Source organism: Gilliamella sp. B14448G11 (assembly GCF_016101765.1).
GTDB lineage: Bacteria > Pseudomonadota > Gammaproteobacteria > Enterobacterales > Orbaceae > Gilliamella > Gilliamella apicola_N.
Genome location: NZ_JACFPX010000007.1, coordinates 87,419 through 110,965 on the forward strand (window position 1 = coordinate 87,419; position 23,547 = coordinate 110,965).

The 23,547-nt window shown below is 31.6% G+C and carries 22 protein-coding genes; 9 read left to right on the top strand and 13 right to left on the bottom strand.

The window, feature by feature from the left end; translation table 11 throughout:
* Positions 1–93: 93 nt before the first annotated feature.
* The gene (locus H3S88_RS06855) at positions 94–966 is read right to left on the bottom strand and encodes an alpha/beta fold hydrolase (protein ID WP_198228421.1); all 873 of its coding nucleotides are present in this window, start codon (positions 964–966) and stop codon (positions 94–96) included.
* Positions 967–1,090: 124 nt separating this feature from the next.
* Between H3S88_RS06855 and H3S88_RS06860 the strand changes: the two genes are divergently transcribed.
* Complete coding sequence (locus H3S88_RS06860) at positions 1,091–1,669, top strand: CGNR zinc finger domain-containing protein (protein ID WP_198228423.1); 579 nt, start codon at positions 1,091–1,093, stop codon at positions 1,667–1,669.
* Positions 1,670–2,328: 659 nt separating this feature from the next.
* Here H3S88_RS06860 and H3S88_RS06865 read toward each other — a convergent pair.
* Positions 2,329–3,177: an MBL fold metallo-hydrolase gene (locus tag H3S88_RS06865; protein WP_198228424.1), complete on the bottom strand. Its 849-nt coding sequence runs from the start codon at positions 3,175–3,177 to the stop codon at positions 2,329–2,331.
* 135 nt (positions 3,178–3,312) lie between these two features.
* On the opposite strand from H3S88_RS06865, the gene H3S88_RS06870 reads away from it, so the two are divergent.
* Positions 3,313–4,257 (top strand): GlxA family transcriptional regulator, encoded by a 945-nt coding sequence (locus H3S88_RS06870; protein WP_198228425.1) that lies wholly within the window; start codon positions 3,313–3,315, stop codon positions 4,255–4,257.
* 365 nt (positions 4,258–4,622) lie between these two features.
* Here the strand turns inward: H3S88_RS06870 and H3S88_RS06875 are convergent, their stop codons facing one another.
* A complete protein-coding gene (locus H3S88_RS06875) occupies positions 4,623–5,987 on the bottom strand; it encodes an MFS transporter (RefSeq protein WP_198228426.1) in 1,365 nt (454 codons plus the stop codon).
* Between the two features lie 162 nt (positions 5,988–6,149).
* Positions 6,150–6,233, bottom strand: coding sequence for a tRNA-dependent cyclodipeptide synthase (locus H3S88_RS13540; protein WP_370528590.1), 84 nt, complete (start codon positions 6,231–6,233; stop codon positions 6,150–6,152).
* Positions 6,234–6,450: 217 nt separating this feature from the next.
* On the opposite strand from H3S88_RS13540, the gene H3S88_RS06885 reads away from it, so the two are divergent.
* From H3S88_RS06885 to H3S88_RS06905, 5 genes are all read left to right on the top strand, one after another.
* Positions 6,451–7,290: a helix-turn-helix domain-containing protein gene (locus H3S88_RS06885; protein WP_198228428.1), complete on the top strand. Its 840-nt coding sequence runs from the start codon at positions 6,451–6,453 to the stop codon at positions 7,288–7,290.
* A gap of 630 nt (positions 7,291–7,920) precedes the next feature.
* Entirely contained in the window at positions 7,921–8,223 is a 303-nt protein-coding gene (locus H3S88_RS06890) for a DNA alkylation repair protein (protein WP_198228430.1), read from the top strand.
* A gap of 43 nt (positions 8,224–8,266) precedes the next feature.
* Entirely contained in the window at positions 8,267–8,587 is a 321-nt protein-coding gene (locus H3S88_RS06895) for a hypothetical protein (RefSeq protein ID WP_198228432.1), read from the top strand.
* A 141-nt stretch (positions 8,588–8,728) separates the two neighbouring features.
* Positions 8,729–9,088: an MmcQ/YjbR family DNA-binding protein gene (locus H3S88_RS06900; RefSeq protein WP_086289960.1), complete on the top strand. Its 360-nt coding sequence runs from the start codon at positions 8,729–8,731 to the stop codon at positions 9,086–9,088.
* A gap of 66 nt (positions 9,089–9,154) precedes the next feature.
* Positions 9,155–9,448: a nuclear transport factor 2 family protein gene (locus H3S88_RS06905; protein ID WP_198228434.1), complete on the top strand. Its 294-nt coding sequence runs from the start codon at positions 9,155–9,157 to the stop codon at positions 9,446–9,448.
* A 347-nt stretch (positions 9,449–9,795) separates the two neighbouring features.
* On the opposite strand, the gene H3S88_RS06910 is transcribed toward H3S88_RS06905, so the two are convergent.
* From H3S88_RS06910 to H3S88_RS06930, 5 genes are all read right to left on the bottom strand, one after another.
* Entirely contained in the window at positions 9,796–11,835 is a 2,040-nt protein-coding gene (locus tag H3S88_RS06910) for an FAD-dependent oxidoreductase (RefSeq protein ID WP_198228436.1), read from the bottom strand.
* A gap of 460 nt (positions 11,836–12,295) precedes the next feature.
* Complete coding sequence (locus H3S88_RS06915) at positions 12,296–13,135, bottom strand: SDR family NAD(P)-dependent oxidoreductase (protein ID WP_086272788.1); 840 nt, start codon at positions 13,133–13,135, stop codon at positions 12,296–12,298.
* Between the two features lie 134 nt (positions 13,136–13,269).
* Positions 13,270–14,034, bottom strand: a complete 765-nt coding sequence (gene aroD / locus H3S88_RS06920; protein WP_198228438.1) for a type I 3-dehydroquinate dehydratase — start codon at positions 14,032–14,034, stop codon at positions 13,270–13,272.
* A gap of 110 nt (positions 14,035–14,144) precedes the next feature.
* Positions 14,145–15,017: a shikimate dehydrogenase gene (locus tag H3S88_RS06925; RefSeq protein ID WP_198228440.1), complete on the bottom strand. Its 873-nt coding sequence runs from the start codon at positions 15,015–15,017 to the stop codon at positions 14,145–14,147.
* A 15-nt stretch (positions 15,018–15,032) separates the two neighbouring features.
* Positions 15,033–15,860 carry a sugar phosphate isomerase/epimerase gene (locus H3S88_RS06930; RefSeq protein WP_198228442.1) on the bottom strand — a complete coding sequence of 276 codons (828 nt, stop codon included), beginning with the start codon at positions 15,858–15,860 and terminating at the stop codon, positions 15,033–15,035.
* A 359-nt stretch (positions 15,861–16,219) separates the two neighbouring features.
* On the opposite strand from H3S88_RS06930, the gene H3S88_RS06935 reads away from it, so the two are divergent.
* Positions 16,220–17,446 (top strand): MFS transporter, encoded by a 1,227-nt coding sequence (locus H3S88_RS06935; protein WP_086327533.1) that lies wholly within the window; start codon positions 16,220–16,222, stop codon positions 17,444–17,446.
* A gap of 581 nt (positions 17,447–18,027) precedes the next feature.
* Here H3S88_RS06935 and H3S88_RS06940 read toward each other — a convergent pair.
* The 4 genes from H3S88_RS06940 to H3S88_RS06955 form a co-directional block, all read right to left on the bottom strand.
* Complete coding sequence (locus tag H3S88_RS06940) at positions 18,028–19,227, bottom strand: MFS transporter (protein WP_039129514.1); 1,200 nt, start codon at positions 19,225–19,227, stop codon at positions 18,028–18,030.
* Positions 19,228–19,453: 226 nt separating this feature from the next.
* Positions 19,454–19,969, bottom strand: a complete 516-nt coding sequence (gene aroL / locus H3S88_RS06945) for a shikimate kinase AroL (protein ID WP_086327678.1) — start codon at positions 19,967–19,969, stop codon at positions 19,454–19,456.
* Positions 19,970–20,365: 396 nt separating this feature from the next.
* On the bottom strand, positions 20,366–21,205 hold the full coding sequence (locus tag H3S88_RS06950; protein ID WP_198228444.1) for an aldo/keto reductase: 840 nt from the start codon (positions 21,203–21,205) through the stop codon (positions 20,366–20,368).
* 152 nt (positions 21,206–21,357) lie between these two features.
* Positions 21,358–22,260 carry a LysR family transcriptional regulator gene (locus H3S88_RS06955; protein WP_086327572.1) on the bottom strand — a complete coding sequence of 301 codons (903 nt, stop codon included), beginning with the start codon at positions 22,258–22,260 and terminating at the stop codon, positions 21,358–21,360.
* A 685-nt stretch (positions 22,261–22,945) separates the two neighbouring features.
* On the opposite strand from H3S88_RS06955, the gene H3S88_RS06960 reads away from it, so the two are divergent.
* Positions 22,946–23,188, top strand: coding sequence for a CGNR zinc finger domain-containing protein (locus tag H3S88_RS06960; protein ID WP_198228446.1), 243 nt, complete (start codon positions 22,946–22,948; stop codon positions 23,186–23,188).
* Positions 23,189–23,547: the final 359 nt, after the last annotated feature.

Consider the following 23,547-nt stretch of genomic DNA (forward strand, 5'->3'; position numbering starts at 1 on the left):
AGATAACTGAAAAAAGTTTTCTTTGATTAATTGAATACAGTTTGCAAGTTTTGTAACTAATAATTGAATTGTTTATTTAGTTTTAATTTATAATCACTTTAAAATTACTTCACGGATTCTTTTAGCGATATATTCTACATGCGTTTCCAATGCAAAATGCCCTGTATCTAATAATTCAACCACTGCATGAGCATTATCTTTTTTGTAAGCTTCTGCGCCAGCAGGTATAAAAAATAAATCATGTTTTCCCCAAATAATTAAGCACGGCAATGGATAATCTCTAAAAAACTGTTGAAATAAAGGGTACATTTTTAGGTTATTTTTATAATCTAAAAATAAATCTAACTGAATAGATTTATTAGCTCCACGCTCAAACAAAAATGTATCTAAATAATAGGATTCTGGCGCTATGCTCTCAATCGATGGTACTCCATGTATATATTGCCCACGCGTTCCTTCCAAATTCAATATCGCATCTTCAATAATTTTTCTATTATGCTCTGTTGGATGATCCCAGTAAGCCTTTATTGGATCCCAAGCACTACCCAAACCTTCCAAATAAGCATTGCCATTTTGGGATACAAATCCTGTTACCCTTTCAGGATAAGTTAAAGCAAGACGAAAACCTATGGGAGCGCCATAATCAAAAATATACATTGCATATTTTTTAAGATTTAAAGCATCGACGAACTTAATGAGTGTTTTACTTATACTATCAAAACTATAAATATAGTTGGCAGTGTCTTTCACTTCAGTAAAACCAAAACCGGGAAAGTCAGGCGCAATCAGATGAAATTTATCCGCAAGTAAAGGAATTAATTCTCTAAACTGATGTGATGAACTAGGAAAGCCATGTAATAGTAAAAGAGTTGGTAAGTTTTTTTCCCCTGCCTCCCGATAGAACATGTTTACATCTTCAATATTGACGTACTTATATTGAATCGGATGATGAATATTATTTACCATAAAAGCCTCGCTTTGTAACCACTAAATACAAATTTAAAGGGTTATTTATAATATTTAAATTTATTGTAACTTGTCAATGCGTATTTTAAAGGTTACAATCTCCTTGTAAAAAAGGTATGTGAATATGAAAACAAATACATTAGATGATTTAGCATTGGTAGGAGATAACGACGCGCTTAACATGATAAATACCGTCGTTAAAATAGATGGCAATTTGATTGATCGTTGGAGCTCAACAGAACAACTCATCTATTGGCTTAACAAAGTGGCTGGCATTTTAGTTCCTGATGATTTGTACTCCTCGTCAGCATTACTTGAAAAAGCTAAAGAGCTAAGAGAAATGACAAGAGTACTTATACAACAAAAAAAAGAAGGGCATAGTTTAGATATTGAACCAATAAATGCATTTTTGCACAAAGCTAGTCGATGGTTAAATTTAGAATATGATGCTAACCAATCGCTTATCGTCACTCATCATTATGCCAAACATAGTCCAGAACAGGTTTTAGCTCCTTTGGCAGAGGCTACAGCCAAGCTAATCGCACAAGGAGATTTTAGTTTAGTAAAACACTGCGAGCACAAAGACTGTGTGCTATGGTTCTATGATAAGACAAAAGCCCATAAAAGGCGCTGGTGTAGCATGAAAGTTTGTGGCAATAGACATAAAGTTATGAAGTTTAGAAAAAAGCTAGCAACCTTATAAGATAAGCTCTGTAAATATAGTTCATATTAAGATGATTTGTCATAATGTAGACTATTGGCAATAATCCACCCTCAGATTTAATTAAGTTCCGTACAGATAAGTTAACAAGTTAAATATGAGGGTTGTATTAATTATTGATTAAATTTTTTTACTACATGACTGTTTAATAAATTTTCTCTATTTCTCAAATTTAATCGTTATTCCTGAAAACATAATTTATTTTAATTTATGCTAAAAAAGTTGGACATTAAAATTTTGTAAAAAGCCTAAAATAGCAAGCTACCATTTATATCTAGTACACTTTAGCTGGTCGTCAAATATCCTTTTTATTTATCTCGATATTTATTGTGACAGTAAATACACAATAATGTTCTTAGTGATTTGATACTACAACAACCGAAAACAAGGCAAACTTTGTATTGCTAACCTATTTATTTTACAGAAGAAATTTGAAGCTGTGCAATACATATAATTGACTCAATTGCGCCAAAATATTAATCATCACATCAGTAATAACGCTAATAGTGTACTAGACATAATTAAACTTGATTTAAATAATTTATTTTAGGCTGATTTATCTCGCTATCGAAGTACCTTGTTAATTAATAGAAATTTTTAAAGTGTAGTCATTAAAGATAGATTACAAATAATGATTTAGTTTAGATTTTAATAGTTTCTCCATCATTAGGTACAAGCACTCTATCATCAATCCCGTCTTTAGTTATGTATTCATCAAGCTCTTTACGTGTCAACATTGCATGATTTACAGCATCCATATGGGTTGCAATGATTATTGCATTAGTCGCTGTTTGATACGCATGTTTGACATCATCTTTACCCATGATAATCGATTTATCAAAGTTTTTGAGTCGTGCATAACCTGTATTTAAAATAATAATTTCTGGTTTATAATTCCCAATTACTCTAGTCGTCTCATCACACCAAATAGTATCACCTGCAATGTAAAGAGTTTTAATACCTTTCCCCTGAAAAATAACACCCATAGTATCACCTAATCGCTTTGCTAGATCAGGTACTGCATACATAGTGTCTGTACCATGCTGACCTCCTACTTTACTTAAATGAATATTGTTAAACAGAGTGTTGTTATCTAATATTTTTATATTTATAAAACCTTGTGATCGAATTAAATCAGCATCTTGTTCATTTTGAACAAATAAAGGTATATTTTTAGGGATGAATTCTTGCGCGGCATCATCCCAATGATCGAGATGTGTATGAGTAACAATAATTGCATCAACATCTTTAATTATTTCTGAAATAGTGCATGGTAGATCAATTAGGGGGTTACACAACTCACTACGATAAGTTTCTTCAAAACCAGGATAAGCCCCCTTTGGTGCTAACATAGGATCAATTAAAAAAATAGTCCCCGCATAACTAATCTTCAATGTTGCATTTCTAATTTGCTGAATTAAAACTTGGTTAGTATTGTTTTTAAAATTCAGATTAGATGTTTTATCAGCCAGAGTGAAATTAGTTTTCATAAAAATATGATCTCTCAATAATTATTTGGTGTGCTTATTATTGAATTAGTTTGAATAACTAACCATTGACATTTTTATCAATCATCGAAATAATCGGGTCAAATTATATGTTCTAATTTTTTAAGCTTAAATACTATGAATTTACCTTGCATCGCATTAGTTCTTTATCCAAACATTAGTCCATTTCACTTTTCAATTCCTTATATGATATTTAATATTGAGGTTGAAGAACGTAAATTATTCGATCTAAAAATCATCTCAATAGAAAATAAGAAACATGAAACTCAAAATGTAATGACCATAAAATCTGATGGCGGGCTAGAATTACTAGAAAAAGCAGACATTATAATTATTCCCGGATGGCATGATCTCACTAAACCACCGAAACCTAGTTTAGCTAATGCTATTTATCAAGCGTACACACGTGGTGCTCAAATAGTTGGGCTATGTTATGGAACTTACGCACTGGCATATACAGGAATACTTGATGGTAAGAAAGCATCAACACATTGGATGGCTGAGATAGATTTTAAAAAACGCTTCCCTGAAATAACGTTAGACAATAATGCCCTCTATGTAGAGGATCATCATGTCATAACATCTGCTGGAACAGCTGCTAGTTTAGACTGTTGCTTATACATAGTTCGTAAAATCTACGGTAGTAAAATTGCAAATAAAATAGCTCGGGTAATGGTTGCGCCTCCCCATCGTGAGGGAGGACAAGCTCAATATATTGAGCATCCAATCGTAATGGCTGCCCATAACAAACAAATAAACTCTCTTTTGGATTATTTACGAAAGAACTTAACCAAGACCTATACTATAGATGAACTTGCCAAGAAAGCCTCTATGAGTAGAAGCACTTTTACACGTCACTTTAAAAAAGAGACAGGTATGACATTAGTGGGCTGGCTTACTAATGAAAGGTTGTTACGTAGTAAGGATTTGTTAGAAACTTCCTCTTTATCAATAGAAAAAATTGCAGAACTATCAGGATTTCATAATACAACATCTTTCAGACAATACTTTAAAAACAAATATCAAGTTAGTCCAAACGTATGGCGTAAAACTTTCTCTTAATTCTAAAATATGCTTAGGCCGAACAAATTGTAAAAATTTTATAATTTTGCTCTAATTTTTAATCTAATCAACAAACCTAAAAACTGTTGATGCTAAAATAGATACTTAGATATATCAACAATAATTCTGATATTAATAGCTAGATTTTTAGCAGGTGTTTTGCTGGCCTTTTATGGGTAATGGTGGTTGGTTATGCAACAAAAATGGTTAGGGATGATAAAAGAGATAGAGCAATAATTATAGTTATCCTAGGCGTTCCAATAGCATTATCAATGTGTATTCCATTGGGTACATCAATAGGTCAGTTAATTGGTTGCCTAACTATTAGAGAGACAATTCATTCACATGCTCTGTTTTTTTGTATACTAAATCTTTATATTCACTCGACCAAAGAAAATATAGACAATAACCGCTAGAAGACCAAAAGTAAGAGACACAAAAAACATTGTCTGATAAGCGCAGTTTACTGATATTATCTGATCTTGAGTGAGGTGGATTAATATTCCTGATAATACACCTCCAAATGCACCACCAATTTGCTGTATAACTCGTGTGATTGCACTCGTGTCCTTAATGTGATTTTTATCACAAAACTCGAATGGAGAAGAGAGAACAGCAATCGTGGCGACGCCTAATCCGGAACCTCGAACAATAAAACCGATGATTTCAGAGGGGATCCCACCAACTTGAATTATTAATATACTTATTGCTGATATTATTAATCCTACGCCAATAATTAGAAACGAATTTATCTCACTTAGAGATTTATAAATAAATTTTCTAGCCAACCAAGCACCTACACCTTGTAGAGCAAGCAGCATACCAATATAGGTAATAGATATATTATCATTTATTGCTTGTATTAAAGGGAAAAAAATCATAAAACCAAAAAAGATAAGTGACGTCAGAAATCCCATAGTTATTGCAAACGAATATTGAATACAACTAAACGCACTTAAATCAATCAATTTACTGTCTGACTTGTTATTAGTAATAAGCGAAACCATCATTAAACCAATACCTAAAACTAGCATAATAATATTAAAAATATCAAAAAAGCCCCCAGAAGTGAGATTTTTAATAGAGATAAAAAAGAGTATTAAAGCAATTAAAAATGTCATAAATACATAAATATTCATATTGTATTTAGACGTTTTATTATCAGGTATTGTCGTCCTACCACAGAAAAAAGCCACAAGCACCAAAGGCATGTTGATAAAAAAAGCTATTCTCCAATTTAACTGTTCTGATATGACCGCTCCAAAAATTGGTCCTAACGCAGGGGCAAAGACTGACGGAATAGCAATCAATGCCATAATCGGCTTTAGTCTTTCCTTACCAAAATAAATCGCTATTGTGGATTGAGTAATGGGAATTAATATTCCTGCACCAAAACCTTGTAGACATCTAAATAAGATCAAAGAAGCCAGATTATAGGAAAATCCAACTAATATAGAACCAACAAGAAAAACAAAAATTGAGCATATCCATGCTTTCTTGAGCCCAAAGTTTTCATGTATATAAGGTGATAGTAATATGCCGGCTGCGCAAGCAAGCATATATACTGTAACAGCCCATTGTATATAGGCATAAGAGGTATTAATGTCATTCGAAATTGAGGATAAAATAACATTAACAATACTGCTATCTAGTAATGGCAATATACAAGATAGCGTCATAGCAAACACTAACTTCCTTTCGGCGGTTGTCAGGTCAATCGATTGTTTCATATTACACCCTTTCCAGATTATATTTAGTTGCGCCCCGTGTATATATTCCATCGAATGTTGGTGGCGTAATTTCTTTATATTTTTTAAGTATTAATACTAATTTTTGCAGAGCGATATTTAATTGCATATTTGCAAATTGAGCGCCAATACAAGCATGAATTCCTACTCCAACATACTCTTAATATAATTCTCATCAAATTTAGAATTAAAAGGGCTAATGCCAAATAAGACATGCTTTCCTTTCATGTATCTGTTCCTTTTCAAAATCGGATTATTAATCAATTAATAAATTTGAAAATTACTAATTGATTTGTATAAAAACTATTATTTTGTTCATTTACAACTTATCTATTTATTGCTAACTTGTTATCTTCAATTTAATTAAGAGGACTTTAGGATAGCCAGTAGAATAGCGTTTTACTAGCCAATTTAAGCCACAAAATATCCCATCGGGGCCATATAAATGAATACGCCACTTATTTCTCCACATCTTGCTTCTTCTGATAGCGAACCGATGATCGTATCGACAGTTAGTCACTCTTCACAAAGAGTGACGCAACGTCATGGTCATTCGAGAGGACAATTACTCGGTACTTTACAGGGTTTAATTTCAATTGAAGCAGAAAGTTGTCAATGGGTAGTGCCTGCAACTCACTGTGTCTGGGTACCTCCAAATGTACAACATAGTCTTCTTAGATCGCATGGGCCATTCGAAGGATGGAGCATCTATATACAAAAAAATGCATGTACTAAACTACCTGTCAAACCATACATTTTAGAATTATCTGACTTATTGCGCGAAGCAATTACACGGACCATGTCATGGCATAATTCAGAATTGGAGCCGGAACAGAAGCGTTTAATTGCCGTGATCCTTGACGAGATTAGGACAATGCCTAAAGTTGAGTTAGCACTACCAATGCCGAAAGATATGCGTTTGTTAAAAATCGCTTTAGCTTTATCTGATAATCCTGGTGATAATAAAAAAATCAATGACTGGGGCGTTTGGGCGGGCATTTCCCGACGCTCATTAACACGTCGATTTACAAATGAAACTGGGTTTAATTTCACACAATGGCGTCAGAAACTACGGATGTTAAAAGCGTTAGAATTGCTTGCTACTGGAAAACCAATCACAGAAATATCGTTATATTTAGGTTATGACAATATTAGTGGGTTTATTTCTATATTTCGACAAAATTTCGGGGTAACGCCGGGAAACTACCAAAAATCCATGATAAACCGTCTCGCATGGCGAAACTTTACTAAAACTGCTATCCAAAATGATAAATTAATAAAGTAAACCTTTTCTAGGTCTCATAACCTAATTAGTGAGAAAAGAAGTTTCAAGTAAATAGAGCTATTTCTAGAGAAATATAATTTTTTAATAGAATTAAAAACTTGTGCTTGTTTGTTCGCAAAGTTTTATCAATGTCAATTTTGATGAATTTCCTGTCTCATAACCTCAGTATATGAACATCGATATTGCAATTGGAGTCGGAAATTTAGATGATAGTAATTGAGTAGTAAAAAAATTATTTCTATCAAAAAATATTTTATGTGCCTCTCCTAAGTATTTAGAATCAAATTCGATCTCGTTACATCCAGTTGATTTAAAGAATCAAAAACTAATATGTTTTATGATTAGGAATGATAATCAAATAAATATTTTAGCCACTATTTAGAAGTAAAAGAAAATTAATTATAGCTAGCAAGTGACATTGATTTAACATGAATGTAAAAATAAAGTTGTTGGATATAAACAGTAAAATATACTAGTTTAAGTTTTTTAAGTAATTCTCGATAAGAAAAATTAAATCTGACAGCCAGATTTGAGCGCAGTACGTACATTTTATTTTTTAACATATAGAATGTAATTATCAAATAGCAAGATTCAGATTGTAATAGATAATAGAGTTTGTAAAATCAGATCATGAGAGAAAAAATTCGCAAAGAACTTGAAATAATAGCCGAAGAAAATTATCGAATCTTTGCTGCAAAGCTTATTCCCAACATTGATAATTTATTAGGTGTGAGATTACCCAAACTGCGTAAAATAGCAAAAAAAATAGTACAGCTTGATTATGACTACTACCTTGCAATGGATAATCACTTATACTTCGAGGAAGTGATGTTACAAGGTATGATTATAGGTGAAATTAAATTGCCATGGACTGAGCGTTCACGTTATGTGAAACAATTTATCACTAAAATTGATAACTGGTCAGTCTGTTAAACTCACTGAAGCAATTGCTGCTCTTGATCACTATGAGTCAATTATGCAAATATTCAAATGGCACGTTGATTGGTTTAATCAAGACGATTTTAATGGCTGCTTATTTGTTAGAGCTAAAGAAGAAATTCATAACGATCAAGCTGTACAACAACTGGTGATTGAACATAAAGAATTTATCCGTAAACTGATCCATGACCAACTGCCCAAAACCCCACAACAGACAACTTTAACCAACCAACTAATGGTGATATTAGAAGGATTAATCAATATCAGCGTTGTTTATAAAGAAAATAAATCACTTTATGATGAACTGATTAATGATAATATTGAATTAGTTTTAGAAATATTATCACAGCAGGACTGAATTTTATTGATAAATAATCACTATTACATCTAGTCTGTTAATGCATATTTAATACTAAACTATAAGCCATTAGTTAAACTGCTTAGTTTCATCACATAAACTAATGTTCTAATCATCTATTTAATACTCCAAGGAGTCATTATGAAAAGGGAAACGTTATTAAACTATGCCAAAAAGCAATTTCATGCAGAACCTAATTATCTTTGGAACAATTTTCCTAGGTATGCTGTATTACGGCATCACGATGATGGAGATAAGTGGTTTGCTATTGTGATGAATGTGCCTGGTACAAAATTAGGTCTCAAAGATGATAAAGAAGTGGATATATTAAATGTCAAACTCAGACCAGAATATATTGGATCGTTAAGAAAAAAAGAAGGTATTTTGCCAGCTTATCATATGAATAAAGAACATTGGATTAGTATTGTTCTTTCTGGACCACTAACCGATAAAGAAATATTTGATTTTCTTACTGAAAGTTATAATTTAACTTCTCGTTAACCACTGCATCATTAACCTAATATAGAGATATGATACTAATTTTTATTAATAAAATAGTATGTTTTTATGACGAATAAAGAGCTAATTAAACAATTTTATCAACACGTATTTATCAATGGTGAAATTGATAAAATCCCTGAATATGTTATCGAAGATTATATACAACACAACCCTAAAGTTGAAACAGGTCGTGAAGCTGTTATTAACTTTTTTAAAAATTTTCTTCAATTAAAACCTAAATTTGAAATTATTAATCTGTGCAGTGAAGGTGATATGGTTTACATATTCCATAAATGTACTCTCGCTAATGGTAGTATTAATAAAGTATGTGATATTTTTCGCGTTAAAATCATAAAATAGTAGAACATTGGGATGTAATTGAAAGAGGTGTAGAAAAGATACAATCGTTCAATAATAATGGGATTTTTTAGTAATTTTAATTAGGTTTTATAAAGATAGTAATTTACAGTTATTAACATCAATCATATAAATCTATAAAAAATTATTTTTAGCATATTTTTTATAGATTTTGAATTTTCTTCTAGTTATTTTATTAAAGATTTGGTCCATGACTCTCATTCAAAGGTTTGTGCAACTAACAAGATAAATTTTGAGTGATGTGATACATTTAGATTGAATATAAAGGAGAACTCGTTTTGAGTTCTCTTTTAATTATTTTTTATTGCCAACTAAACAAGTCGAAAAAACTAAATAGCATAGTTAACATCCACACCACGAATATTATGAGCTCGGCTTCTTTCAATTGATTGAATAGCAGCAATGACATCACGGCCTTCTCGCATTCCATCAATTAATTTTCTTGCTTGTTTGCAATCACCAATTTGTTGAAACTGATAGTGGTTTTTATCTGCATGTAGTCGGAATTGTTCAGTAAATTCTGATACGGGAGTTAAACCTAAGCAGACAAAACCATAGTCGAAATCGAGTTCTTCAATTTGACCATTTCGAGAAACAATAAAGCGATCTTCTTTAACTTCTTGTAATGTAGTTTCTAACATTACGTTGACGTGATTATCATCAATCATTCTCATCATTGATAAACGGCCAATCATATCTAAATCTTTTGCTAATGCCGACTGCATTTCAACAATAGTGGTACTTTTAGCTTTGTTTTCAGAGAAATATTCAACCACATCTAACCCAACAGCCCCCCCACCGATTACAACAATTTTTTTATTAGGAATATCAGTAAAGTATTCGAAATTGTCCATTAGATCAAAAATTGAGAAGACGTTGCGTTTCTCTTTCGCTAACTGTTCATGTAATCCTTTAATAGTAGGTAATATAGCCTTAGCACCTGTAGCTGCGACAACCAGATCAGGGTGATGAGTTGCTACCATTTCTGGCGTTGCTTTTGTATTTAAATGGATTGTGACATTGTCTAATTTGTTGATACGGTTGATCAAAAATTTTGGTAGATCCGCTATACGTCGTTTATAAGGAAAACGTGAAATAATGGATGATAATCCACCAAGAAATGGTTTTTCTTCATATAGGGTTACGTTACAACCGACTTCGGCTGCGGTGGCTGCAGCTTCAAGCCCAGCAGTCCCTCCACCTATTACGACAACATTAAGTGGTTCAGTTATTTGATAGCGTTTATAATCTTCATAACTGATAATATCAGGATTTACTGTGCAGCGTATTGGTTTAGATTTGGCAATTCGATGATCTGCACACCCGATATTACATGATATACAACGTCTTAATGTATCAATTTCGTTATTTTTAACTTTTTCAACCCAATAAGGTTCTGCAATTAATCCTCGCCCCATTACAACAAAATCGGAAACACCGTTTGCTATCGTATCAGCAATAATTTTTGGATCACGGAAATTTCCTGAGGCAATGGTTGGTTTGTTGAATTTGTCTTTCACTGCTTTCGCCATATATGATCGCCAACCATCGGGTAAGTTCATCTGATCGATTTGCATAAATAAAGTGTCATTTTGTGCCGCTGATACATCAAAAATATCAACGCCTTCGTTTAAATATTCTAGAATTTCTAGCGTATCTTCTAAGCTATTCCCGCCTTCAATAAAGTCATCAGCACTAAAACGCAACATTATTAGAAAATTTGGTCCAACATGTTTGCGAATTTCGTCAATGACCATGCGAACTATTCGCGCACGGTTTTCAACGCTCCCACCAAATTCATCAGTACGTTTGTTAAATATTGGGGATAAGAATTGACTAAGTAAGTAGGAGTGCCCAGCATGAATTTCGACAGCATCAAATCCTGCTCGTTGTACTCTTGATGCTGCTAATCCATATTGTTTCACAACATAATATATTTCATCAACTGACATAGGTCTTGGAGCATTGCCACCCGTTTTTGATGGAATATTTGATGCAGAAATAGGCTGTAAGCCATTCAGTCGTCCAAAATAGGCAGAGGCACCAGCATGATTAATTTGTACAGCGACAGTAGCACCATGTTTATGCATACGTTCCGTAAATCTAAATAATCCTGGTATATACTGGTCATTATCAATTCGTAGTTGTGTTGTCCCATTAGTTCCATATGGGTAATCAATACAGACATTTTCAAGAATAATTAATCCAGTTCCACCTTTAGCTCGTTGTTCATAATACTGTATGTGGTCATCAACAAATTCACCACTTAAGGTTGCAAAGTTAGTGCCAATCGGTGGCATTACAATTCGATTTTTAATTGTGGTGCGTTTAATTGTGATAGGTTGAAATATTGAAGAGAAATCGCTCATGTTACTCCCTCATACCATCACACAACTCTGAAGTTGTGCTACTTTAAATTTTAAATTGATATTCGATTAACTCTATTATACACAATTTATCAATAAATATATTCTTTATTTTTTCATTTATTTATTAATTTTTTCTATAAATTATTTTTGTTTTAACCTAAGTATTATATATTATAAATCAAAACATTAAATTAATTTGACAATAGGAACACTTTATTAAATTAGCTTTGTTTATTACAAATATTATAAATAATTAAATTTTAGAATAAAAAAATATTAATTATTTATAAATTAGATATTTTATTGATTTTAAATTAAATTATTATTTAGCTATCATTTAATTTATAAATGTTTATGATATTTTCAATTCATTTTTTAAATAAAAAAATACCACTTGTTAGTGGTATTTTGGTTGAAAGGCGATCTAATTTCGATCTATAAACATGCTTTTTGATCGATTTTAGCTTTTATTTGCTGTGCGTGAATTAATTGCAAACTGACGGCGTCCACCTGGTCTTGGTACTAAGTCACCCAACATAATCTCATAACCACCGTCGACAACTAATTCAGTACCATTAGAATAATCTGAACGTTTACTGGCCAAATATAAAACAGCATTAGCGATATCAATTGTTTCACCAATACGATGGCTTGCAATCATTCGCGTACGACCTTCTTCTACTTCTTTATCTTCATAGAATTTTTTCGATAATGGTGTTTTAACAAAACAAGGGCAAACAGCATTACTACGTATACCAAATTGTCCCCATTCAGCGGCAATTTGCTTTGATAACATTGAAATAGCAGCTTTTGTAGGGCTATATGCGCCACTATAGGTTTCAGGTGTATGCGAAGCAACCGTTGAGATATGTACCATGCGACCTGATTTCTGTTCGATCATCATACGACCAAAACGTTGAGACATTAGGAAATAACCTGTCATGTTGACATTAATAGTTAGTTGCCATTCATCAAGTGGTAAATCTTCTAATGGACAGAATTTTAAAATTGCCGCAGTATTGACTAAAACATCACAGCGACCAAATTGTTTTTTGACTAAAGCAACGGCATCGTCAACACTTTTTTCATCAGTTGTGTTACAAGCCAAACCTATCGCTTTAATACCATACTCTTTGGCTAATTCAGCAGCATAATCTTGGCATTTGGTTTCATCAAGATCGATGAGTACTAAATTTGCTTTTTGTTTGGCAAATTCTCGGCAAATTTCTGCACCCATGCCACCAACAGCTCCTGTGATAACACAGACATCACCTTCTAAACCTAACCAATTGTTATTCATACAGACTCCTAATATTATTTTTATATTAATCGCTGATTATTTACGATTAATCTTTGCAACTTAATAGTTTATATATTTGACTTTCAATAAGTTAACTTGTATTCAATTTGAGTTTTTATAAAACAGTTATAATTTTAAGCTAAACTTTTATGTAATATATTTAAAATGTATCTCAGGTCTTTTACATCAAGTTGACCAGGTGCAGATGCATTTTTTGCTGCGCCAAATGTGAGGTCAGAACCAAAAGTTTCGCCTGCAACACGACTAATCGCACCTTTTCCTGCCATTGACATAGTAATTAGTGGTGTATGCGCATATTTGTCTTTCATTACCGCTGTTGCAGCAAGTAAGTTAATTACATCTTCACGTGAACGCGGCATTACAGCGATTTTTGGAATATCTACGCCAAGATCCTGCATTTTGCGTAATCTTGCTATAATTTCCTCTTTTGGCGGTGTTTTATCAAAATCATGGTTTGAGGCAATAACTAAAACCTTATTTTGATGAGCTAGCTCGACAATTTCTTCTACATATTTGTCGCCAGTGAAAACTTCAATATCAACAAGATCGATCAATCCACTTTTAATCATCTGTTTATTTAAATTAATATAAAATTCCACTGAAGCAGGATAAACGCCGCCTTCATTAGCGGTACGAAATGTGAATAAAATTGGTTTGTGACCAATGATTGAGTTTAATTTGTTTGCTGTTTGTTTTACTTTTTCAATATCATCAACATGTTGGAAATGATCAACTCGCCATTCGACCATATCAAAGTCGATTTGAGTCAAAAATTCAGCTTCATTTACTAATTCTTGTTCTGTTTTACCCACAATTGGAACGATAATTTTAGGCGCTCCAACACCAATATCTAAATTTTTCACGGTAATTTTTGTCATCTGGTCACCAATTAATTTATTTTTATCCTCTCGATAAAAATTGTGAAGAGGATAATTGATACAGATATAAATATTAATATTTATATTAATTACAATAGGTTAAATAAATATTAGTCATTAAAACCCATTTTTTCTTTAACATAATCAATAGGGGCATCTTGTCCAGTCCAAATTTTAATTTGTGCATGGCCTTGCCATAACATCATTCCGATACCGTTTAATATTTTACAGCCTTGTGCTTCGGCTATTTCTAGTAATTTAGTTTTACGCGGACTATAAATACAATCGGTTACAACAAGATCTTTTCTTAGCATACTAGGATCGGTTATTAAACTTTGCCCTTCTAAAGGCTTCATACCCACACCTGTTGCATTACATAATACTGCACTTTCAGCGATTTCTTGACGCAATTTGGCTTTATCTGTTAGATCATAGACGGTTGCTTTACAATTTGTTTTATCATTGATTCTTTTAGCTATTTCTACAATTTTCTCAAAGCATTCATCTTGTTGATTGAAAATAGAAATCTCTTTAACACCATCTAGCGCGGCTTGTACGGCAATAGCACTTGCAGCGCCACCACCTCCAAGTAATGTCATTTTTTTTCCAATAATATCAACGTTGGCCTCTTTTAATGAGCGCATGTATCCCATACCATCAGTGTTATAGCCAGTTAGTACACCATCATCATTAGAAATGGTATTACATGCTCCAATAAGCTCAACTGCGGGTGTTAATTTATCTAAATATTGACATACAAGTTGTTTATTTGGCATTGATACTGCACTACCGCGTAAACCTAATGCTCGTAAACCTTTTATAGCATCAGGTAATTTTTCTTGTGTCACTTCAAAAGCTAAATAGACGTAAGGAACGTCTAGTTTAGAATAGATAATATTTTGCATTTTCGGTGATAAGCTGTGTCGAATTGGATATGCCATTAGTCCAATTAATAAAAAATGACCATCAATATTTGCTCTCATACTTTTCTCCAATTTTTAATCATTAAGTTCAGCTACTTGTCTAAGTAATTGTTTTGTATCTTCTATATACATTTTTGCTCGTTCAATTGGAGAATGACTCAATGCAAACTCATCATTACAACATTCAATTGAAATTGGCATTTCTGGTAAAGCTTTCAATAATGAAACTAAATCAATTCCACCACGTCCCGGCGATAAGCGATAATTTCTCGCTTGGTAAAGTAATCCTTCAGTATCTTTAGGTTTTTCTTTAGTCCCATCGCATAATTGCATATAACGCCAGCAATCCTTAGGTACATTTTTCAAGTCATCCAGAGTATTAGCGCCTCGATCAAAATGTAATGGATCAATAATCATACCTTGGTTATTTTGGTTTGCTGCTTTAAGTAGTTCTACACCTGAATTGACCGTTGGAATATCAGTCCAAGGCATTGGTTCAATATTGATTGCGATACCTAATGGTGCGGCAATTTCACATAATTGTGCAAAATTATCAGCTAAACGATTTCTATCGGGATCATTACCTGCTAATAATACTTGACTAGCACCTAAACGAGCCCCGGTTTCTAATACAGGAAAAAAATTGATGACACGTGTATCTGGTTTAAGTCGGAAAATTTCAATATCTAACACTTTGATACCAGTCTCTTTTAAACGCCTCTCTACTTCTCTGATTAGTGGTGTATCGCCGACTGTCGCATAAACAGGCTCAGTAGGTGTGGCTGGAATAAGTCTTAAACCAACATGGGTATATCCAGCTTCAGCTGCCACAATGACTTGATTTGCTGGAGATACATCTAATACTGTCAAGGCAGCAAGCCCAATAGGACGTTCAATTGCCATACAATCCTCCTGAAATTTTAAAAAATTTATCTGAAATTAAAAAAATAAGTTGCTAATAATGTAAAACAATAAAATAATTTTATCTATAGATTTTGTTATTTTAATTTATTTTTTTAATAAATTTATTCATAATAAGCCAAATAATCATAAAAATTATTTAAGAATAATTATTAATTTAAATAGCAAAAATGAACATATTGTTATGATTTATAAATAAAAATAATGAATATGAATTTGATGCTAATAGATTTGATATAAATGAAATGACCTGTAAATAAAAAAATATGATCAAAAAAATTTAGCCGATTTTAATAATTGGAATGAAATACAAAATTAAATTATTTAACAAAGGATGCATTATGAAAAATAAATATATTCCTACCTCGATATGCTTATATATAAACTATTTTGTTCATGGTATGGGAGCAATCATTCTCGCCCAAAATATGGATTATTTGGCTAATCAATTAAATACCGACAGTGCGGGAATTGCTTATGTGATCTCTGGTTTGGGGATTGGACGATTAATTGTTTTGTTTGTTATGGGCGCATTATCAGATAAATTTGGTCGTAAACCTTTCGTATTTTTAGGCGGTTTATTTTATATAGGATTTTTGCTTGGCATTCTGATTAGTCCTAATCTAGAAGTTGCATTTTTGTTTGCTATTTTAGGTGGTATTGCTAACTCAACACTGGATGCGGGTACTTATCCTGCATTGATGGAATCATTTCCTAAGGCAACAGGTACAGCATCAATTTTAACTAAAGCAGCCATTGCTGGTGGGCAATTTGTATTACCGATTGTGATGACCATGATTATCGCTTTTAAAGCTTATTATGGTTGGTCATTCTTATTCTGTGTTGCTATATTAGCCCTTAATGCTTTAGCTGTATTAAAAATGCCATTTCCAAATCATAAACAACCAGCAGCAGAAGAAATTGCAGATGAATCAATTGAGAAAGAGACAAAACCATTACCAAAATTAAAACAAAAAGCAAACTTTTGGATCGAAGGTATTTGCTTTATTATTATTGGTTATACATCAACCGCAACATTTTATTTAGTGTCAATTTGGTTACCTAAATTTTCTGAATCAGTTGCAATGATGAGTCCTTCTGCATCGGCTCAAACTATAAGTTATTATGCAATGGGTACATTAACAAGTGTGATTCTAACTTCAATATTAGTTAAAAGCTTGATTCGCCCTGTATATATTGTGTTTGTTTATCCTTGTTTATCAGCAATTATGCTGTTTGTTTTATTCTTATTCCCTTCACCAATGTTATGTATGGCGGGTGGTTTTATCTTAGGATTTACAGCCGCAGGTGGCGTTCTTCAATTAGCTTTAACAACAATGTCAGAATTTTATCCGGAAGGTAAAGGTAAAGTTCTTGGTATTTTCTTCACCTCGTCTAGTTTAGCAACGTTCTCTATACCGGTTATTACTGGGATTATTTCAAAATCCAGTATCGCTAATATCATTTTATTAGATGCATTTATTGCTGTATTAGGAACAGTTTTAGCATCGGTAATTATTGCTAGATATCATAAGATTTTTGAACTACCGAATCATAAACTAAATTAAGTAATTATTATCAAAAATAATTCACAAATAATAAGCCACAAGAGTGATAAATTTCTTTTGTGGCTAATCATTTTGAACTGTCCAAACATAATCTATTAAATAACATTATATAAATATACAATTTAATAGAGGATTCATATCGATAACATAACAAAACCAAATGTTAAAATAATAATGCAATGTATTGATGTACAATTGAGAAGAAAGTATCTTTTATGTCTTTAACTGTGATGTAATCGTTGCTCTAAGAAATTATACCAAGAGCCATAAGCTTTTTTTTAAATCGAGTGTTAATTCAAGAAAAGTATGAATATTCCATAAATTATCTAATAAGATTGACATAAAAAATAGGAACCTATTTTGGCATGTGAGCTATCAATAGCCCTGAAATCGGGATGGATACGATTAGAAAGTATCCTTAGTATTATTGTCGATACTAGATAGCTACCTAAAAAAGCATTATTTATAATAATTAAAAAGTAAGTAACGATTATATTAATTATTTCGCAATGAATTGATTATGAATGTTAAAGCATCTTATTACAATAAGACGCTTTTTTTAATTCCCATGTGGATAGTTATCAAATTTTCTTCATATCAATGACTTTCTTGAAACGTGAATAAACAATTGTGCCTAATATTACACTTGATAGTGCAACGACAAGATCGACTAGAATTGCATAGCTAACATTTGTCATAGCTAATTTCGGTACTATTAATGGGATGACAATAAATGATAAGCCACTTAAAGTATACATTGTTCCGACTGCAAAGCCTTTACGATCAGGAAATAGCTGTTGCATAACAACTAAGGTAAGTTGTAATACACCACCTGCGGCAGTTAATCCCATTCCAATTGCCGCAATTAAACTCATAGTTGGATTCAGATTAAAAAGAAAAATTAATAAAGTTAACACTGAAAGTAAAGGCAATATAATTATACAAAAAATAGGTTTTATGAATTTTTTAACAATATAGGCTGTTGTAAAAACGGAAATTATTGAAGCCGTGCTGTAATAACTGATTAACTGTTTGGCTGCCATTTGATCCATCCCTATCCCCTTTTCTGCAATTGCCGGTAACCATTGTAAAATGATCACGAAAGTTGCTGTAGTGGTAAAGCCCATAATGATTAATAAAATACCTTCAAAGAAAATATTAGGTTTACCAATAAAATAGTCATTATGACCTTCATTACCACAAATAACCGTATTTTTAGAAGGAAATTTTCTTGGCGCGAGTAGTATCAAATTAAGAATGATACAAGCAATAAAGAATAGGAAAGCATAACCATACCACAAATGATAAGTATGAAATATAGTAACAATAAAGGGTAAAACTAGGGTTCCCATTGAGATAAATGCTTTAATTAAAACGCTCGCGGTACCTGCTGATCTAGGAAAGCATTCGGTCAATGCTGGCATTGAACCCGTATCTAAAAAAGAGTTTCCTGCACCAATAAACATTGCTAAATAAAAGGCAACAGTTGCATTATGACAAAAAAGAATCCCACTAAAAAAGATAATATAACAAAACATTCCCATTAAAATAAATGGTTTGCGACCAAACCTATCGGATAATATGCCACCGGCAAACATTAACAATATTTTGCCAAATCCTATTCCAGAAGCCACAAACCCGACACCAACTAGGTCAGTGTTAAGTTGAGCCGATATTTCTTCAGAAAATTGCATAATTACTATTAAAGCGATACTTTCAATAATGTAATTAGCATAGATAGATCCTGCTATCGAATAAGGGCTGTTAATATTATTGTTCATCAGTTAATATTCCATTATAAATTTAAAACATTACAAAACTAACTGATTTAATATTAGCGGTAAAAGTGCCGGAATAAAAGAAAAATAACCTAACTAATAGTATTATTAATTAATTGTAGTTAATAAAGAATAAGTTATTTATATAATTATGTTAGATTAGAATAAATGGAGGATCATCATTTTGAATGATGATAAAAACTTAATAATGTAAAAAAGTACAAATTCATTAATCAATATTGAGTACTTCTAGAAACTGTCCTAATATTTGCATCTCCTGACAATCTACATTTATAACATGACTTGCAGAATCCATATAGAGATGATGACGTTCTTCAAGTATTTTTTCCATCTCATCAACAATTGATAATCCTGTTAATGAAGGACGTTGTGCCATATTAGGATCTTTCATTAATCGTTCCGCAAGAATCTTTGCAGGAGCAGATAAGAAGAATACAATACCCATTTTTTGCATATGTAGACGATTTTGGTCAGCTAAAATCATTCCACCACCTGTTGCAATAACTCGACACGGCTGTGTGACGTCTTTTAAAACTTGGCTTTCTTGCTTTCTAAAACCTTCCCAACCCTCTTTTTCAACTATTTCAGCAACGGTCCTTTGGGTACTTTCATATAGGTAAACATCTGTATCAACAAATGAGTAATTTAACTTTTCAGCAAGTAAGCGCCCCATTGTTGTTTTTCCTGACGCTCGAGCTCCAACGAGAAAGATTGTTTTATTCATTTTTATAATCTCACTTCAATAACATAATACACTTATATGTTATTCTTAATATACATAAATGCAACAAATATTTACACAAAGTTACATTATTTTATAAATTCCCAATATATCAAAGCATTAAATAAAAGATGTATGTAAATATTTTTTTACAGATAAAATTATTTTATGAAGAATTGTTTGCGATACATTTGAAATAAGAAATAATCTTAGCTTTCAATATCCAAAAAAAGAAATTAATTAAATTAAGGGGGTAATTTAGTTATGAGAATTGATTTATAGAATAGGATTTTTTAGCAATAAGAGAGAAAACAATATGTAATCTATTATTATTAAATAGAATATCACTATTAATGTTATTCTAAAAAATAATGTGTTATAGATTACACATCTAAAATTTTAAAAACCATTTTTCTGATAAACATCAGCAGGATTTGGACCTGTTCTAAAGTCTTCATTTAAACTATCAATTTGCTGCATTTCGGTGTCAGTTAATTCAAAATCAAAAATTTGCATATTTTCAGCTATACGCAGAGGGTTAACCGATTTAGGAATGACAATAAGATCTTTTTGAACATGCCAACGTAACGTTACTTGTGAAGATGATTTTTGATATTTTTGACCGATATTTATCAATAATGGTTCATCAACAACACGACCACGAGCCAAAGGACTCCAAGCTTCAATCGCAATTTGTTCTTTGTTTAAATATTCTATTAATTCTTTTTGTACTAAATAAGGGTGAATCTCAATTTGATTAATCATAGGTTTAATATTTGCACGAGTTTTCAACAATTCAAAATGGGATTGATGAAAGTTACAAACGCCAATTGCGCGAACCATTTTAGTTTCATATAGTTGTTCAATGGCTTTCCAAGTATCAAAGAAATGATTTTTCAATGGCCAATGGACTAGGAAAAGATCTAGATAATCCGTTTGTAAATCTTTTAAGGATTGTTCGAAAGATTTTAACGTCTGCTCATAACCTTGATTAAGATTACTTACTTTAGTCGTTAGAAATAGTTCTTGCCTTGCAACACCTGAATTAACAAAAGCTTCACCCAGTATTTTTTCGTTATTATAAAGCTGGGCAGTATCAAATGAACGATAACCATTATTTAAGGCTGTCATGACAGCGTTATTAGCTTCCTGTTGTTCAACAATTTTAAAAGTACCGAAACCTAACTGTTCGATGGATACACTATTGCTTAAGCTAATTTTTTTAATTAAAGATGTCATTTTTTTCTCATCAAATTATTCTAGCTATAAAAATTAATCAATTTTTTTAAAACAAAATATGTTGTTTTAAGTTTTTTATTTAACAAATATATTTAAATTATCTATGTAAAGAACAACATTTATTAAATAATTAAATGAATAGTAGCACAAAATTAATTATTAAAAAAACTATCTCCACAGTATTGGGTTAAAAATCGATAAAATTTTTGAGCGACAGGCATTAGGGGTCTATTTTTAACCGTCGCCACATAGATGTCTCGTTTTTGGCGATTTTTATTCATCGGTATTAATGAAACATTAGCATCTTCAGGAACAGATACATTAATCATCATACCAATACCATAATTGATAGATACTAAACCAATCATTGCATTTTCACTTTCAACCCGACTAACAACATTAGTTAATTTGACACCTGATTCACTAATGATATTATCCAAATAACCTTTCATTCCACTACGTTCGGTATATAAAATTACCGGTTCATTCGCTATATCTTTTAAGTCCAGCTTTTTTCGCTTAGATAATGGGTGCTCATTAGAAATAATAAATACAATTTCTTGTTTAGCTAAACGCGTAAATTCTATTTCTGGGTCATCATGCAAATAAGAACATAGCCCGATATCATAACGTTTGCTTTTAAGTTCTTGAACAATATTTGCACTCAAATCTTCATAAAAAGAAAATGAAATATTTTTATATTCAGGTAAGCTAGTAAATGCTTTTATAATTTTTGGTATATATCCCATACTTAATGAATAAACAAAAGCTAATCGAATATGCCCATGCGATATGCTAGTTAATTCTTTAATAAATTGTTCACCTTCATTTAGTGATTGTAATGCTTGATTAACGTAGATGAGATACTGTTCGCCTTCTTTAGTTAGTTCTACATTACGTCCTTTCTTTTGAAATAACTTGATACCAACCTCTTTCTCTAATTCTGCAATCGCATGACTAAGACTTGGTTGACTAATGGAAAAATATTCTGAAGTATAAGTGTAGTGTTGATTTTTAGCGAGTATCTGAAAGTATTTAAGTTGTTTGATATTCATGAGTGAATTACTCTCTAATCAATGATTTATTTGTATTATAAAATATTTATTACTAAAATGGAAAAAATAGGATTTCTAAAATTAAACTACTTACTCTATGATTATTAATAGTTTTACCTACAATTTAAATTATAAATAGTAAAACATTGTCACATAAGAGAAAGAGGCCTAGAAAAAATCCACCTCTTCAATAATAACAGAGTTTTTTGATAACCTGCTTTATTCTAAGAAAGTATTTAACTTTATAAAAATGAATCAAATCAACTGATACCTAACTATCACGCGGCTTTTTATTTAAATGTAAAAAAGTTAGTTAAGTTAGATAAAAAATCTCTTAAAATTAGAATCATCAACGAACTTTGTTTCGATTAATCTTCTTAAAAGTAAAAACAATTCTTTATAATCTAAATAAACTGTCTTCATATATAAAACATTTCAGTTTTAATAATAAAATGGATTTAGAATTAACATTGAAACGGTATAGACTCCTGAATAATTTTTACAAAAAAACATATAATGCTTTAATCTCTAAATTATATTTTTTCTTTTTAATCATTTATGTACTCTCGTTGATTTTCTTTCGGTATCCCCCTTAAACAACGAGATAAAACGATATCGATAGAGAGTACTTATACAACAAAAAAAAGAAAGGTATAGTTTAGATATTGAACCATTAAATGTATTTTTGCACAAAGCTAGCCGATGGTTAAATTTAGAATATGATGCTAACCAATCGCTTATCGTCACTCATCATTATGCCAAACATAATCCAGAACAGGTTTTAGCTCCTTTGGCTGAGGCTACAGCAAAGCTAATTGCGCAAGAAGATTTTAGTTTAGTAAAACACTGCGAGCACAAAGACTGTGTGCTGTGGTTCTACGATAAGACAAAAGCCCATAAAAGACGTTGGTGTAGCATGAAAAATTGATTTTAGAAGATTATAGAAAGTGTTATCGGCGTGATAAACGCACTTGAATTTTATAAAAATTTGAATGTATCATATTAATTATTTTTGATTTATGGCGTTGCTAACCATTTGGACTAGTTTTTAGTAGTTCTTAAAGAGTCTTATAGACAACTATGCCACGAGTGGCATTCTGACAATCTTTTTAATAATCCTCAATCAGTTATTTTATGAGACATAAACTATTTGTTGGTAAGTTGTTTATTAGTATTTTAAGTAAAAAAATCAAGTTTTTAAATACAATTTAGATAAATCGAATTCCTCCACCCAAATAGTAAATAATAAGATGGTTGTAAGATAAATGCTTTTAATAGTACTTAAAA

Bases quoted from the DNA above. Each gene is read 5' to 3' on its own strand.
- H3S88_RS06930 (WP_198228442.1), bottom strand. From the start codon at position 15,860: ATGGCAATTGAACGTCCTATTGGGCTTGCTGCCTTGACAGTATTAGAT.
- H3S88_RS06860 (WP_198228423.1), top strand. From the start codon at position 1,091: ATGAAAACAAATACATTAGATGATTTAGCATTGGTAGGAGATAACGAC.
- H3S88_RS06895 (WP_198228432.1), top strand. From the start codon at position 8,267: ATGCAAATATTCAAATGGCACGTTGATTGGTTTAATCAAGACGATTTT.
- H3S88_RS06865 (WP_198228424.1), bottom strand. From the start codon at position 3,177: ATGAAAACTAATTTCACTCTGGCTGATAAAACATCTAATCTGAATTTT.
- H3S88_RS06955 (WP_086327572.1), bottom strand. From the start codon at position 22,260: ATGAATATCAAACAACTTAAATACTTTCAGATACTCGCTAAAAATCAA.
- H3S88_RS06870 (WP_198228425.1), top strand. From the start codon at position 3,313: ATGAATTTACCTTGCATCGCATTAGTTCTTTATCCAAACATTAGTCCA.
- H3S88_RS06915 (WP_086272788.1), bottom strand. From the start codon at position 13,135: ATGAATAACAATTGGTTAGGTTTAGAAGGTGATGTCTGTGTTATCACA.
- H3S88_RS06875 (WP_198228426.1), bottom strand. From the start codon at position 5,987: ATGAAACAATCGATTGACCTGACAACCGCCGAAAGGAAGTTAGTGTTT.
- H3S88_RS06925 (WP_198228440.1), bottom strand. From the start codon at position 15,017: ATGAGAGCAAATATTGATGGTCATTTTTTATTAATTGGACTAATGGCA.
- H3S88_RS06855 (WP_198228421.1), bottom strand. From the start codon at position 966: ATGGTAAATAATATTCATCATCCGATTCAATATAAGTACGTCAATATT.
- H3S88_RS13540 (WP_370528590.1), bottom strand. From the start codon at position 6,233: ATGAAAGGAAAGCATGTCTTATTTGGCATTAGCCCTTTTAATTCTAAA.
- aroL (WP_086327678.1), bottom strand. From the start codon at position 19,969: ATGAATAAAACAATCTTTCTCGTTGGAGCTCGAGCGTCAGGAAAAACA.
- H3S88_RS06885 (WP_198228428.1), top strand. From the start codon at position 6,451: ATGAATACGCCACTTATTTCTCCACATCTTGCTTCTTCTGATAGCGAA.
- H3S88_RS06905 (WP_198228434.1), top strand. From the start codon at position 9,155: ATGACGAATAAAGAGCTAATTAAACAATTTTATCAACACGTATTTATC.
- H3S88_RS06950 (WP_198228444.1), bottom strand. From the start codon at position 21,205: ATGACATCTTTAATTAAAAAAATTAGCTTAAGCAATAGTGTATCCATC.
- H3S88_RS06900 (WP_086289960.1), top strand. From the start codon at position 8,729: ATGAAAAGGGAAACGTTATTAAACTATGCCAAAAAGCAATTTCATGCA.
- H3S88_RS06890 (WP_198228430.1), top strand. From the start codon at position 7,921: ATGAGAGAAAAAATTCGCAAAGAACTTGAAATAATAGCCGAAGAAAAT.
- H3S88_RS06935 (WP_086327533.1), top strand. From the start codon at position 16,220: ATGAAAAATAAATATATTCCTACCTCGATATGCTTATATATAAACTAT.
- H3S88_RS06940 (WP_039129514.1), bottom strand. From the start codon at position 19,227: ATGAACAATAATATTAACAGCCCTTATTCGATAGCAGGATCTATCTAT.
- H3S88_RS06910 (WP_198228436.1), bottom strand. From the start codon at position 11,835: ATGAGCGATTTCTCTTCAATATTTCAACCTATCACAATTAAACGCACC.
- aroD (WP_198228438.1), bottom strand. From the start codon at position 14,034: ATGACAAAAATTACCGTGAAAAATTTAGATATTGGTGTTGGAGCGCCT.